The 13,326-nt window shown below is 65.2% G+C and carries 10 protein-coding genes; 3 read left to right on the top strand and 7 right to left on the bottom strand.

The window, feature by feature from the left end:
- Positions 1-4 precede the first annotated feature (4 nt).
- Both VB777_RS13970 and VB777_RS13965 read right to left on the bottom strand, forming a co-directional pair.
- On the bottom strand, positions 5-2,929 hold the full coding sequence (locus VB777_RS13970; RefSeq protein WP_323249689.1) for a DEAD/DEAH box helicase: 2,925 nt from the start codon (positions 2,927-2,929) through the stop codon (positions 5-7).
- Positions 2,926-3,861: a hypothetical protein gene (locus VB777_RS13965; protein WP_323249686.1), complete on the bottom strand. Its 936-nt coding sequence runs from the start codon at positions 3,859-3,861 to the stop codon at positions 2,926-2,928. Before VB777_RS13965 ends, VB777_RS13970 begins: the two co-directional genes overlap by 4 nt.
- A gap of 296 nt (positions 3,862-4,157) precedes the next feature.
- Between VB777_RS13965 and VB777_RS13960 the strand changes: the two genes are divergently transcribed.
- A complete protein-coding gene (locus VB777_RS13960; RefSeq protein ID WP_323249684.1) occupies positions 4,158-4,355 on the top strand; it encodes a hypothetical protein in 198 nt (65 codons plus the stop codon).
- 104 nt (positions 4,356-4,459) lie between these two features.
- Here the strand turns inward: VB777_RS13960 and VB777_RS13955 are convergent, their stop codons facing one another.
- The 3 genes from VB777_RS13955 to VB777_RS13945 form a co-directional block, all read right to left on the bottom strand.
- Positions 4,460-4,753 carry a hypothetical protein gene (locus tag VB777_RS13955; RefSeq protein ID WP_323249683.1) on the bottom strand — a complete coding sequence of 98 codons (294 nt, stop codon included), beginning with the start codon at positions 4,751-4,753 and terminating at the stop codon, positions 4,460-4,462.
- A 247-nt stretch (positions 4,754-5,000) separates the two neighbouring features.
- Positions 5,001-5,453, bottom strand: coding sequence for a hypothetical protein (locus tag VB777_RS13950; RefSeq protein WP_323249682.1), 453 nt, complete (start codon positions 5,451-5,453; stop codon positions 5,001-5,003).
- 389 nt (positions 5,454-5,842) lie between these two features.
- Entirely contained in the window at positions 5,843-8,488 is a 2,646-nt protein-coding gene (locus VB777_RS13945) for a DUF3854 domain-containing protein (protein ID WP_323249679.1), read from the bottom strand.
- A 1,445-nt stretch (positions 8,489-9,933) separates the two neighbouring features.
- Between VB777_RS13945 and VB777_RS13940 the strand changes: the two genes are divergently transcribed.
- Positions 9,934-11,157, top strand: a complete 1,224-nt coding sequence (locus VB777_RS13940) for a THUMP domain-containing class I SAM-dependent RNA methyltransferase (RefSeq protein WP_416238357.1) — start codon at positions 9,934-9,936, stop codon at positions 11,155-11,157.
- Between the two features lie 26 nt (positions 11,158-11,183).
- Here VB777_RS13940 and VB777_RS13935 read toward each other — a convergent pair whose 3' ends face one another.
- On the bottom strand, positions 11,184-11,582 hold the full coding sequence (locus VB777_RS13935) for a phage holin family protein (RefSeq protein ID WP_197158738.1): 399 nt from the start codon (positions 11,580-11,582) through the stop codon (positions 11,184-11,186).
- Positions 11,579-12,115, bottom strand: coding sequence for a DUF883 family protein (locus tag VB777_RS13930; protein ID WP_322758785.1), 537 nt, complete (start codon positions 12,113-12,115; stop codon positions 11,579-11,581). The genes VB777_RS13935 and VB777_RS13930 overlap by 4 nt, the downstream gene beginning before the upstream one ends.
- 97 nt (positions 12,116-12,212) lie before the next feature.
- On the opposite strand from VB777_RS13930, the gene VB777_RS13925 reads away from it, so the two are divergent.
- The coding region (locus VB777_RS13925) for an AAA family ATPase (protein WP_323249677.1) at positions 12,213-13,326 on the top strand (1,114 nt) is incomplete at its 3' end.

Genomic DNA, 13,326 nt, shown 5'->3' with positions numbered 1-13,326 from the left:
TGGTTCAACCCTCGCGGTGCAGCACGGCTACCAACTTGAGGTAAGGCGCCGGTTCGATTGTCATCACCTCTTCCACGAAACGCTCGTGATCCTGGAAGCACACATCGATGGCCTTCATTCGTTCATGCCGTTTCTTGTCTTTCACCTGTTGGCGGCTCTTGTCGGCGTCGTAAGCCAGCTCCAGCTGCTTCACCTGCCGCCCTCGCAAACGCCGCAGGCGCTGCCGCTGGGCCTCCAGCTCCGGCTGCATGCGCTGTTTCCACTGCTCACGGCATTCCAGCAGGTACTGGTGGGCCGCATCCACGGCCACCTTGCGCTGCTGCTTGAGGGAGTCGGCGATGGCCGCTCCAGGGTTCGCGTAGCTGTGGCGTCCCAGCTTCAGCCGCTCGGCCACGGCCTGGAATGGCTCCACCGCCGCCACCCGCAAGCCACTGCCCGCAAAGCGCACGGCCACCCACTCCTGCACCACCGGCACACCACGCTGGTTGGGGATCGTGCCCTGCAGCACCATCACCACCTCACCCGGCTCGAGCCCTTCGCTGAGCTGCAGCACCGGCGCCTGGTGGCGGGAGAAAGCGATCTGGCCGCGGTCAGCCAGCCAGTCGACCAGCGGGTGCAGATCCCAGAGGTATTCCAGTTCCGGCCAGGAGCTGTCCTGCCGGCGGGCCTGTTCCAGGGAGCGCTGCAGGGCTTCCGGATCGGTGCTGAGCGCCAGGCGCTGGCCACGTGGCGGCTGCAGCTCGCGGGGGTAGCGGTCGTAGCGACGTTGCAGATCCTTCGGTGGGGTGAGCTCGAGGCGCTCCTCCGCCGGATAAGGCTTGAGATCGAGCGTTTCGCCGCGGCGCTCCATCTGCTCGCTCACCGCCTCCAGAGAGCGCTCCACATAGCTCCAGAGGCTTGGGAACAGGCTGAAGGCTTGGCTGCGCTGGACTGCCGGGACGGGCTCATCAGGCATGACTTCACCAGCGGAGGTGTTCCCCCCATCACTGCTGCCGAACAGCGCATCGAACAGACCATCACCGGCGGATGCCTCCAGATAGGGCGCTGCGTTGGCATCCATCCGCGCTTCCAGTCCAGAGGCGTCGCCAGCTTCAACCGCTTGCTCAATCACGATCTCTTCCGCCGCCGGATCAAAGACCCGCAGGAACACCGAGGGATCGCCGATGTTCTGCTGGGCCTGCGCATCTTTCCTGATCAGCACCCGCAGAATCTTCTCGGTGTCGCCCATGCCTTCGCTGCGGGAGGCCGTGAGCAGGTAGCGGATCTGGGGTTGCTGCGGCTGGCCATAGCGATCGATGCGGCCATTGCGCTGCTGCAGGGTCATCAGCGACCAGGGGATGTCGAAGTGCACGAGCCGATGGCTCAGGTAGTGCAGGTTCAGGCCTTCTGAGGCCACTTCGGTCGCCACCAGGATCCGCACCGCCTCCTTCTCCTGGGCGAACTGCTCCACCACCTGCGTCTGCTCAACATCGGGCATAGCCCCATCCAGCTGAACCACGGCGCCCTTCGGCAGGCCCAGGTCCTGGGAGAGGTGTTCCACCAGGAAGCGCTGGCTTTCGCGCCGCCCCGTGAAGATCACCAGCCGGTCCTTCGGGTCCTTGCCCTTCCAGCTCCAATCGGTGCGGATCAGCTGCAGCAGGCGCTGGTACTTGGAGAAATCTTCGGCGCCGATCGCCACCAGCAGGGGTTCCAGGGGCTCCAGGGCTGCGATATCAGCTGGAGCCGGCGTGGTCCCAGCCCGCAGCCTCTTAAGGCGATTGCGCACCGTTTCCAGCGCCGCCATCGGGCTCGAGAGCATGCTCTTGGCCAGGGTGGTGCGGAACAGCTGGCCCGCCTTGGCCTTGGCATCGGTGTCAGGCAGCTTCAGATCAGCCAGCAGGGCGAAGACCCGCTCTTCCCGCTCGCTCGCCTGGCACTCCACGTCCATGCTCTCCCGCTCCTTGACGGTCTTGCGCAGATCGGCGATCACGTCCTTACGGAAGCGCCGCACGTAGAGGTCCTTGATGTCGTCCTTGGTGTAGTGGCTCGGGTCGGCGATCGCCGTGGCATCGAGCATGTTCATCAAGCTGGCGAAGCTCCTTGAGCTGCCGTCGTGGGGGGTGGCCGACAGCAGGATCAGCGTGTCGGAACGGGTGGCCAGTCGCTTCGCCAAGCGGGCCCGTTGCGAATTCTGCGCCGAACTCTTGCCGCGTTCGGCCACGTTCTGGCATTCATCGATCACGATGATGTCCCAGCTGGCGCTATCGAGGTAGTAGCGGTATTCGCGGTCGTTCTTGAGCGTGTCCACCGACACGATCGCCTTGTCGTAGTAGTGGAAAGGGTTCTGGTTGGTGGGGATCTGCTCGCGAATCCGCTGGATCCCCACCGAATCGAGGCGCACCAGGGGGATCGAGAAGCGTGTCCAGAACTCCTTCTGGAACTGAACCAGCATGCTCTTGGTGGTGACGACCAGGAGCCGCTTGCCCCGGCCGCGGCGGATCAGCTCGCTGCAGAGGATGCCGCACTCCAGCGTCTTGCCGAGCCCCACCGCATCGGCAATCAACAGCCGCTGCCGCGGCATCGCCAGGGCCTTGGCGGCCGGCTGCAGCTGGAAGTCCATCACGTCCATCGCCGCCCGATGGCCCACTACCAGCGAGCCGTCGGTGGGCACCGTGCGGCGCAGATGGGCCTCGATGAACAGAAGGCTGTCGCGGTACTGAGGGGAAGGATCAGCCACCAGCTCGGTGTCTTCCGGCTGCAGCACCTTGAAGCTGCCGGCCGCCTGCTCCACCTCCACGATGAAGCGAGCCTCCTTCTCCCGCAGGAAGGCCGAGACCCCCACCACATCCACCACCTGCTTGCCATCGGAGCTGCGGCCCAGGCTGCGCACCATCCACTCGGCGCTGCGGCACTCGATGCGGGCTCCGGGGGCGAGGACGGCGGCGCTCATGGCTGGGTTTCGAGGGGATTGGACACGATGTCTTCCAGGGCCTCCACGTAGATCTTCAACCGGCTGACCAGCCAAGCAGCAAGGTCAGGCCAGGTGGAGGGGTCGCGGGCGTTGGCTTCCAGAGATTGCGTCAGCCCATAGCCCTCGCTGTCGGAGATGGGAACGCCCAGGCGCTTCTCAAGCTCATCTTGATGGGAAAGGAGCAATTGCTTGGACTCCTCCAGCTCCTGTCCCCTCCTACCGCGAACAAAGATGCCGCAGCGATACACGGAGATATAGGTCACAACAACCAAGGAGCTGTTCTTCAGCGGATACCAACGTGAGCTGGCCGCATCGGCGGGTCCCCAGGCCTTCTGGTCGGGATAGAGCTCCAGCAGGTGACTCCAGAAGGCCAGTCGGAACTGGCCAAGATCAGAGAGCTCACCCGTCTTGGAAGCCACCTGCTGCTGGAGCTGCCGGTCCCAGCCGTTTGGCTTCGCCACCACTTCGAACAGGGGAGCGATGGCTGAATCGCCGATCCGCACCGCCTTCACCTGCACGGCAAAGAACGCGAAGGGATCAACGGTGTGATCGTTCAACCAGTTGATCGCCGAGAGATGGGGGTCACGGAAGTCGCTGGCAATCCAGATGATCACCTGGGCCTCCAGACCAGCCAAATAGGTGAGGATCTGGCCCAGGTGGTTGTGATCGGTCTGTTCCAGTTGGTTCTCGATCAGCACCAGGGAGCCGTCCTGGGGGTTGCGGGCCAGCAGATCGGCTGAGAACGAGCCCACGCTCACCTCCTGGCCCTCCAGTTCCAGGGGAATCCCCAGGGCGGCCGAAAGGCGGTTCAGGTTCTCTGCCAGCCAAGGGGTGAAGCTATGGGCCTCATGGGCCCAGGCTTGCCGGAGATCCACGGTCTCCAGCTGGCCAAGGCAGGGAAGCTCCTTCATGGCTCGAATGCTGGCCCCTGTATGGAAGGAAGCTAGTTGGAGTCTGCGTTCTTCGCCGGTCTTCTTGAGGGAATGTCTTGTCGGGGGGGGGCCTGCAGTCCCTGGAACACAGTCCATCATCAGTGCCTCTGCAGACGGCCTGAAGACCACTCCGGTGCGACGGCGGCAGTAGAGCTCCAGCAGCCCAGATCGACCCATCCGCCACCCCAGTGAGCAAGATCACCAACCTCAGAGAGCCAGCTCACCACTGCGGCCGCTCCTCCGAATGATGGTGATGGGGTCCCCGAAACAGACCCATGACCAACACCAGCCAAGCCCGTCGCCGTTCCCTCGCCCTCGGCGTCCTGCTCGTGATCATGACCGCCACGACCAGCCCAGCGCACGCTGTTCAGAAGCAACGCAGCGTCTTCTCCGGTGTAGCCAGCTCGGTCTGCACCGCCGTCATGTGGGCCACGGGCCAGTCGCCCGATACGGCCTACGCCTGGTGCCAGTGATCCATGGCTGATCGCGAGGCGGACGAAAGCCGGTTGATCCGCGAGGAGCAGAACCTGGTCGCCCAAAGGGGGCCGTAGCCCCCGCGGGCGGCCGGTGGGGCCGATCAAGCCCCCATCAACTGCCCATCTTTGGCGGGTGCCTGGAACTCGACTTCGGCATCGAGGCAGGCCTCGAGCGCGGCATCGATCTCACCGGTGCGGGCCAGGAACTGCTCCATGGCCGGCAGCAGCTCCTCTTCCAGGAGGGCGATTTCTTCCTCACCGTAGGGATGGTTGATCCAGGTGCGTGCGATCGGCTTGCTCTGGTGCATGCGCAGGATCCAGAACAGGGCCCTGTAGCAGGACTCGACCAGGGCGACGGGATCTTCCCGGGTGAGGGCATCAAGAGAGGCAGACATGGGCGCAGGCGCCTGTGGCGCTGTGACGGGGCGCCCCACGCACCGCCGGGAAGGCAAGGGGCGGCGACCGCGCAGCGGCCTCGGCGCCTTGCGCAGCCCTTGCCCCCGGCGGACAGATCCAGAAAGGGGGTGACCTGGGCATGGTTGATCACGCCCTTCTGGCCTGCTCTCAGATTTGCTGATCGGGAGGCCTGGAATTCGCACCAGGCCCAGCTCAAGGAAGAAGTTTCAGACACTGGCCGTGACTTTATGAGCCCAAAACGTCTACCGGCGACTGACCATCGGCAATCCGGCGAAGCTGGTCGTCGGTCATAGCTCTGAGCTGCCGTGTGATGTCCACGGCCTCGTCTTCATTGATGACCTGCACGCGGTCAGAGCGCCTGCCGCGTGTCTTCTCGAACCAGATGATCGCGCTGAGATCACCTGCGTTGACCCTGTCCCAGAGCTTCTTGCCGGCAACAGCGAGACCATTGGCGCGCCCCTTTTTAAGGGCTGCAATAACCATTGGTTTGTGCAGCCAGCTGTAGAGGGTTCGCTCGCTGACACCAACCAGGCAAGCGATCTCAGCGTTGGCCAGCCCGATGGCTGCGAACTGCTCGATCTGGTGCAAGTCGCGCGGAGTAATGGTGAGCCGTGGCCGACCACCGCGGCCTTTGCTCACCGGGGTAGTTGCACGTAACGCATCAAGCTGCTTGGCCATTGCGCACCTCAGGCAGCGGTCGAAGTCAATGCATTATCGGACGGATGGCCCTCTGGTGTCGCATGCAGAATCAAGGGATGCGTATGCCAGCGGATCCGCTGCGGTTGAGAGGTAGCTGCAGTCCCGGGCGTCGATGGTGTCGATCTAGCTGATGATGGTGCTCATGGGGTTGTCTCCAAGGCGTGGGGATGGATCAATCACCGCACCGTCGAAGGAATTGGCGAGGGATCGGGTGGCTTACTCAAGCTATGGCGTCCGGATCGCCGATTGCGCAAGCAGAGCCACCTCCAAATGATCGCGGCCCTTCTCAAGCGGATCAACCACTTGGGCTGGCGCGCCTGCCGAATCGACGCCCCCTGTATCGAGTGGATGGGGCTTGGAAGGGTGCATCAGGCCGCCCCTCGCAGTTGCCGCCGCGAGGTGGTGGAACTCAGCACGATGCGACGGCGCTCGATCTGGTGCGACTCACCATTAGGGGCGACGCAGAGCACCGGCACGGTGGGGCCGTCCCCCTTCGGCATCGACCCAGGCAGGCTCCATCCGGGCTCCCCATCGACCGTGATGGGTGTTCCAACGGGGGGATCGGGAACGGCAACGAGCTCTGGAACGACATCAGGAACGGCAGCGACATGGCGAAAACCCAGTGGGGGCACGGGTGGAACGGCAGGAACGGGAAATTTCGACTTATCAGCGCTATGGGAATGTTTTCCTTCTGGTGGCGATTGTGATTCGTCAATTGGCAGCTTTTTCAGTTTTGCCGTTCCCAGAGCACTTGCCGTGCCCAGACTGGGTTCTTGCCGTTCCCGTGCCGTTCCGCTGCCGTTCCCTACCGTTCCCGTTCCGTTCTCCTCCATTCCTGAATAATCAGGTTCAGAGAAAGATTGATTGAGAAGGGCGAAGCGGATCAGGCCAGGGCTGTCCTCGTCATCGCCCAACGTCCGGAACCGGACGCATGGCAGGACCGATCCCATACCTCGAACTCGGTAGGGCGTGTCGTTGAACTGTCCTTCCGGCAGCGCCAGGCCCAGCGAGTCGCGCAGTGTCGAGACCAGTCGCGTCTTGAAGTTCTTGCTCGCCAGCGGTTTGAGCTCCTGGCCCATCAGTTCCCGCCGGTAATGAGGGAACAGGAAGTTCTCGGGCTCATCAGTGGAGGCACCAATACGAGCGGCAAGGGCTCCGACAGCCTTCGGATCCCAGACCAGGTAGTCATCGGCCCATGCCAGCAGCGGATCGGTCTCGAGCAGGGCGCGGTAGGCGTTGTCGATACGCTCGACAGAGCAATGATCCCGTGCCAGCACCGTGCGGGCATCGGCGTCAGGCATGGCCAGCACCCAGGCCATGAAGCCAGACAGGAAAGGTGCGAGCTCACCGCTCCAGCCGCTTGCAGTGCGCTCCAGCATCGGGCGCTGATCGGCTGGCTTGACAATCCGATCCGCAAAGACCGCACGGCGGCGATTCAGCACGGCGGAGCTCGCATCCGAGGGCTGCACCAAGCCGTTCCCGATCAGCACCGCGACTCCACCGAAGGTGAAATCACAATCTGCGTTTGATCCCTTGAGCTCGGCCCGGATCCGATCACCACCCGTGAGGGCTTTCAAGGTCTCCAAAGGACCGTGGTAGCGATGTGATTCGTTGAAGATCGCTAACCGCCTTCCGGCCAACTTGCGCGTCTCGAATCGGCTGCTTTCGGCCTCAAGCTTGCCGAGATCCATTGATGCCGTATTCCGCTCCCCCGCCAGGGCGATCAGCAGGTTCCCCACCACGGACTTGCCGGTATCACCGCTGCCGGTGATCTCGAGAAAGGGCTTCAACCGTTCGCCTTGCACGATGGCGCGCGCGAAGGCACGAACGATCTGAACATCGGTCTCGGATCCCAGCGTGTCGCGCAGGAACTGAACGATCGGCTCAGCGCTGGCGCGCGGGTTCCAGTCGTAGGGCAGGCTCGAGCGGTTGCCATGCTCCCGGTCATGCTCCACCAGAGCCCGGTCTGAGAGCCTCAGGCAGCCATTCCGCAGCGGGATAAGGCCCTCCATAGGAACCGGTGGCAGGGCGCCCACCGTGGCCCGGAAATAGGCCTGCAGCGAGCGGATCGTGCGGAGCTCACGGTTTTCCCAGCCCTGCATGTCCAGGAAGTGGTGCAGTGCCTCGGTCACAGCGTCGTTCCCGACCACTTCTTCCCAGTGGGTGCCGGTCCAGCGCAACCAGCGGTCAGACGCCAGCGGATCCGCCCGCCAGTTAGGTCCGACCATCCCCACCACATAGACCGCGCGGCCGTGGGTGTTCTGCGGCTCGGGATTGAGAGCCCAGGAGATTCCGTTCCTAGTGGTCTTGAAGGGGCTGCGAGCGATGGCTGCGATCTTGTGGAAGACCTCGGCGCCATGCCGGTGGATCAGGTCATCGAGGCCCAGCCGCTTGCCGTCGAGGCCATGCGGCAGCACCTCGATCAATACGTGAGCACCGCGCTCCTGCAGGAACCGGGCCAGCTTCTGCAGCTCTGCAGCCACCTGCGGTTTGCGCAGGTCGCTGTCGAAGCACAACCGCACTTCACGACCCTGCAGGGGAATGTCATCCCAGTCGGTCAGCGGCCTGGATTCGTCGTCCGGCCCCTGGCCGTCGTAGCGGTCGCGCCAGCTGCTGACACCGCCTAGCCCGATGGTCAGGCGGGCAGAGTCGTGGACGTTTGCGGCAGCGGTCTTGGCCTCGCCTTCGGTGATCCGCAGGGGGGTGAAGCGGTCCCGTAGACGCTGCTCGTAGTTACCTGCTGCGATGGCCAGCGGGCTGTGGAAGAGGCGGCAGCCTTGGCCTTTGGGGCTCCGGTACTTGCCGCCCTTGGGGTTGGCATTGATTTCGGCCTGGCTCAGCCTTTCCCGTATGAAGGGCTTCCCGTCGTGGCCAGTCTCGGGAGTGCCGTCAGGCCGCAGATACGGGATCTGGAGCCTGCCGGTATGCAGGCTGCTCCAGCCCAGCGCATCAATTTGCTGATCCGTGAGCGCCGACTGGCGCAGTTTGTCGCGGTGCTCAGGAGACAGACTCACAGCACCACCTCCTGCAAGCGGTAGTAGTTGAAGGTGATCTGATCGACGCGACAGCTGATGGACTGTTGTGAGTCAGGCCTGGGAATTCCTTGCGTTTGCATCGCTCAGGCCCTCCGAGGCTGAGCGATCCGCACCGCTCTCTTGCCTGCAGGGGAGCAAGCCTGCAGTTCAAGGTCTGCGCGGGAGAAGACCTCTACCGCTGCGGGGTCAAGCCGCTTGAAGCCCGTGAAGGCTTGGTCGCAGTTGAGGCGGTGCCATTGCAGTGGTGCGCGCGTGGTCAATCCACCTCGCCGGAAGTCAATGCCTTCTCGGAACGGTGAATGCTCTGACCCGCGAAGGCGAAGCAGAGTCTTGGAGTGCAACCCCAGCTGTGCTGCCATTTCGGCAGTCGTCAGCCACATACGGGGGCAGGGGTCCGCCATGGGAGATAAGCGGGTACGTAACAGCTTTCCTGCCCTCTCCGGGGAACTCGGAGTCCGCGTAGACCTGGCTGCCCAAAAAGCCATGGCAGCAGGGGCTTGGCGGATTCTCCTTATGGGTCGAAGCCTCTCCGCTCGCGCCGGCAAGAAATCCTTTTCTCGACGGGGAGCCGCCCATCCGCTGCGTTCGCGAATGCCGCTGCTGGCGTGAGGTCCAGAGGCCAGGTGGTCTTCAGGGGGGGGGGTTGCGTTGTGGTGCCTTTTCTGATCCTGGTGATGCACGACACGATGCCCCTGAGTGGGCAAACCCAACGTGCACTGCGCCGGGTCATTCCTGTCCTGCGGCGGCTCGGATAGACCTTCGTACCGCTGGCGGAACTGCTCAATTCCAAGTAACCGCGGCGGCAGGAGGGTTCAGCGCAGAGCCAGATGCCACCTCGCGCAAAGGGGCACAAGTCCGGCACCTTCCAGCGCAGCCGAGCGGCTGGTGAATGGAGAAGAGCACGGCTGTAGCGCCGCTAGGGCAAAGACCGTTCGCCATGGAGACGGAGGTCGCCAAGCCGCTCCAAGCGCTAACCCCCACCCACCTTTGGTCACGCCTTTGGTCACGGATGGAAATCATGGGGGCATCAACCACCCAAAAACCCAGTCCCCACCTACTAAAAAGGGCCCTTCCAGGCCCCATGGGTCATTTGGGTGATAAGGCTGACCTCACCCCATCTCCCTTAGAGATGTCAGGCAGCCACAGGGGCAGCTTGACGGGAGAAACGAACGATGTTGTTCGCTGTTACGGGTTTGCTCTTACCGAGCAGGCTTCAGTCACCCTCCTCATACCCCGTCGAAACCATTGCAGCCCCGGGACGTGCCCGGATCCCGGCAAGCAGCCAGAACGAAGAAGGCGAATGGAGCTGAGCGGAATCGAACCGCTGTCCGAAGCACTGGTGTGGATCACCTAGTCCGGCCGAAACCGGACTCATTCATTGTGGCAGCACAGCGACGTCCGCAGGGGGCACCAACGCCGTGGGCATCACCGAACCCATCCAGGGGACAACCGCCCCTGGCGGAACCCAGCCCGGCGGCAGCTTCGCCGCCACAGCGGTGGTGCCTCCTGGGCTTGAGCAGCCCGCCGCTGCTGAGCTGAGCGCCCTCGGGGCCACGGACGTTCAGCCCCTGCAGCGGGCGGTGGCGCTGCGCTGCGACCTGGCGACCTTGTACCGCCTACACCTGCAGGCTCGGCTGCCCTTCCGGATCCTGCGGGAGCTGGCCCGGTTTCCCTGCCGCAGCCGCGAGGATCTTTACCGCGGGGTGCAGCAAGCCGCCGACTGGGCCCTCTGGTTGCCGCCCGATTGCCGCTTTCGGGTTGATGCCAGTGGCCGCGCCCCGGGGCTGAGCCACAGCCACTACAGCGCTTTGGAGGTGAAGAACGCCCTGGTGGACTGGCAGCGCCAGCACTGGGGCGAGCGCTCAACCGTGGACCTGGAAACGCCCGACCTCAGCTTTCACCTCCATCTCGGTCGGGGCCGCGGCGGGCCCGAGGCGGTGCTGAGCCTGGAGGGCAGCGGCGGCAGCCTGCACCGCCGCGGCTACCGGGCCGCCATGGGCCTGGCCCCGCTCAAGGAAAACCTCGCCGCCGGGCTGATCAGCTTCACCGGCTGGGATGGCCGTGTGCCCCTGGCCGATCCCCTCTGCGGCAGTGGCACCCTGCTGATCGAGGCCGCCTGTCTCGCCCTGGGCCGGGCGCCCGGCCTGAGCGGGCCGGGACGGCCACCGCGCCGCTTCGCCCTGCAGGGCTGGCCCGACTTCCAGCCAGACCTCTGGGAGACGGAGCTGGACCAGGCCAGGGCCCTGCAGCGCGATCACGGGCCCCAGGGGGATCCACTGGCTCCGATCGTGGGGCGGGAGCAGGATCCGAGCGTGCTGGAGCAGGCCCGCACCAACGCCGCTGCCGCCGGTGTGGGCGACTGGCTGGATCTGCAGGCGGGCGACGTCCGCGATTTCAAGCCCCCGGCAGCCGCGGGAGTGCTGGTCTGCAATCCGCCCTACGGCGAACGGATCGGGGAACGGGACGACCTCGAGCAGCTCTACGCCGATCTGGGCACCATGCTGAAGCAGCGGTGCGGCGGCTGGACCCTGTGGCTGCTCAGCGGCAATCCCGAACTGACCGGTGCCCTGCGCATGAAGGCCAGCCGGCGCATCCCGGTGAGCAACGGCGGCATCGATTGCCGCTGGCTCAACTACGACATCCGCTGAGGCGAGATCCGCTGAGGCAAGATCCGCTACCGGCCGAACAGGGCTCGGCCGGTGCGGGTCAGGCCGGCCGTGGTCTGGGGCAGATAGGGGCCCTTGAGCAACTGCCCCCCCACCCGCAGAAACAATCCCGCCACCACCAGATCGATGCTGGCGGCACCGAGGGCGGCCTGGATCCAGCTCCAGCGCAGGGCTCCATGCAGCCACAGCACCAGGGCCAGCTCCGCCGCCACCAGGGCCAGCAGCACCAGGGTGAGCCCACCACTGATCAGCAGCGCACCACCGATCAGGCGGCGCCGTTCCTGATCGACCTCCTGCAGCGCGATGCGCACATGCAGGTCCATCACCGAAGTCAGTAGGGCCCCCACCCGGCCGGCCGCCACCCGGGCCGGGCCGGGTTCCCGTCGTTCCTCCTGCCGCTCCTTCATGCCGAGCGCCGCCCCGAACCGAGCAGCAGACCCACAATCAGGCCCACGCCGGCCGCGATGCCCACCGCCAGCAAGGGCCGCTCCCGCACCGGCTTCTCGATGCGGGGGCGCAGGGTGGCATTGAGATCGTCGAGCAGGCTTTCCAGCTGGCGTTCCAGGGGCTCGATGCGGTCGATCAGATGGCGGCTCTGGTCGCCGGCGACATGCAGCAGGTCTTCCAGCTGGTGATGCACGCCCTCAGCGGTACGGCCGGTCTGCTGGGCGATCACCGCGGCGAGGTCGTCAAGGCTGCCGCGGCTGGCCTCCAGGGTGTGACGCGCCACCTCCGGCCACTGCTTCTGAATGATCGGCAGCAGGGCTTCAAAGCGCTCGCGGAAGCGATCCTGCAACGACCCGGTGGAGCCATCTCGCTCAGCAGCGTTCTGCGTGGCGTTCTCCGATGCGTTGTGCGCTGCATTCTCAGCGGTGTTCTGAGCAGAGGCATCTGCAGCACTCTCAGCGGCGGCCTGAGCATCGGCGGAGTCCCGGTCCATGGCGGCGACGGTGTTCGGGCGGCTCACCCAAGCTAAGGAGTGGACTTGAGCGTGGAACCACCTCCGCTACATTTCGGCTGCTCGGTGGGCGGGCCTGGTGGTTCACATCAATCAGGTCGAGCTGTCTCAGTTCAAATCGTTCGGCGGATCGGTGGCGATCCCGCTCGAACCCGGTTTCACCGTGGTGACCGGCCCGAACGGCTCCGGCAAGAGCAACATTCTCGATGCCGTGCTCTTTTGCCTCGGCCTGGCCAACAGCCGGGGGATGCGGGCCGAACGGCTGCCCGATCTGATCAACAGCGCCGTGCTGCGCCAGGGACGGGCGGCCGAGGCCTGCGTCACCGTGCGCTTCGACCTGGGCGACTGGCAGCCCGATGAGGCGGAGGCCGGCCTCGATCCCCCCGAGGAGGGTCCCTGGATCCAGGCCGGCCAGAAGGCCTGGAGCGTCACCCGCCGCCTGCGGGTGGCCCCCGGTGGCACCTACAGCAGCAGCTACAGCGCCGATGGGGTGACCTGCAACCTGCAGCAGCTCCAGACCCAGCTGCGGCGCCTGCGGGTCGATCCCGACGGCAGCAACGTGGTGATGCAGGGCGATGTGACCCGCATCGTGTCGATGAGTGCCCGGGAGCGGCGCGGCATCATCGACGAGCTGGCCGGTGTGGCCCTGTTCGACACCCGCATCGCCCAGACGCGCGCCAAGCTCGATGAGGTGCAGGAACGCCAGGAGCGTTGCCGCATCGTGGAGCAGGAGCTGCTCCTCTCGCGCCAGAAACTGGAGCGCGACTGCGCCAAGGCCCGCACCTACCAGGAGTTGCGCCAACGGCTGATCACCGGACGGCTGCAGGCCCAGGTGCTGGAAGTGGACGCCGCCAGGCAGCAGCGCGACCAACTGAATCGCCGCCGCGAAGCCCTGGGCCGCCAGCAGATCAGTGATCGCGAAGCCATCGCAACCGCCGAGGCCGAGATCCAGCAGGCAGCCCTGGCCCTGGAGCAGTTGCAGGCGGAGGTGAAAGCCCTCGGGGAAGATCAGCTTCTGTCCGTGCAGGCCGAGCTGGCGGGCCTGGAGGCCAGTGGCCGCGAACTGGCCCGGCAGGCGGAGCGGCACCAGCAGGAGGCCGAAGCCCTGCAGGCGCAACGCCAGAACCTGGCGCAACGCCAGGGCGAGCTGCGGCGGCAGCGGCAGGAGCTGGATGCCGCCGAAGACAGCGCTG

It is taken from the genome of Synechococcus sp. CCY9202, assembly GCF_034931685.1.
GTDB lineage: Bacteria > Cyanobacteriota > Cyanobacteriia > PCC-6307 > Cyanobiaceae > CBW1002.
Note: the sequence above shows the minus strand (reverse complement) of the source record. Positions and strands in the feature narration are given on the sequence as shown.

Excerpts from the sequence above, each read along its gene's own strand:
- VB777_RS13960 (WP_323249684.1), top strand. The coding sequence starts at position 4,158 with ATGACCAACACCAGCCAAGCCCGTCGCCGTTCCCTCGCCCTCGGCGTC.
- VB777_RS13955 (WP_323249683.1), bottom strand. The coding sequence starts at position 4,753 with ATGTCTGCCTCTCTTGATGCCCTCACCCGGGAAGATCCCGTCGCCCTG.
- VB777_RS13970 (WP_323249689.1), bottom strand. The coding sequence starts at position 2,929 with ATGAGCGCCGCCGTCCTCGCCCCCGGAGCCCGCATCGAGTGCCGCAGC.
- VB777_RS13935 (WP_197158738.1), bottom strand. The coding sequence starts at position 11,582 with ATGAAGGAGCGGCAGGAGGAACGACGGGAACCCGGCCCGGCCCGGGTG.
- VB777_RS13950 (WP_323249682.1), bottom strand. The coding sequence starts at position 5,453 with ATGGCCAAGCAGCTTGATGCGTTACGTGCAACTACCCCGGTGAGCAAA.
- VB777_RS13930 (WP_322758785.1), bottom strand. The coding sequence starts at position 12,115 with ATGGACCGGGACTCCGCCGATGCTCAGGCCGCCGCTGAGAGTGCTGCA.
- VB777_RS13965 (WP_323249686.1), bottom strand. The coding sequence starts at position 3,861 with ATGAAGGAGCTTCCCTGCCTTGGCCAGCTGGAGACCGTGGATCTCCGG.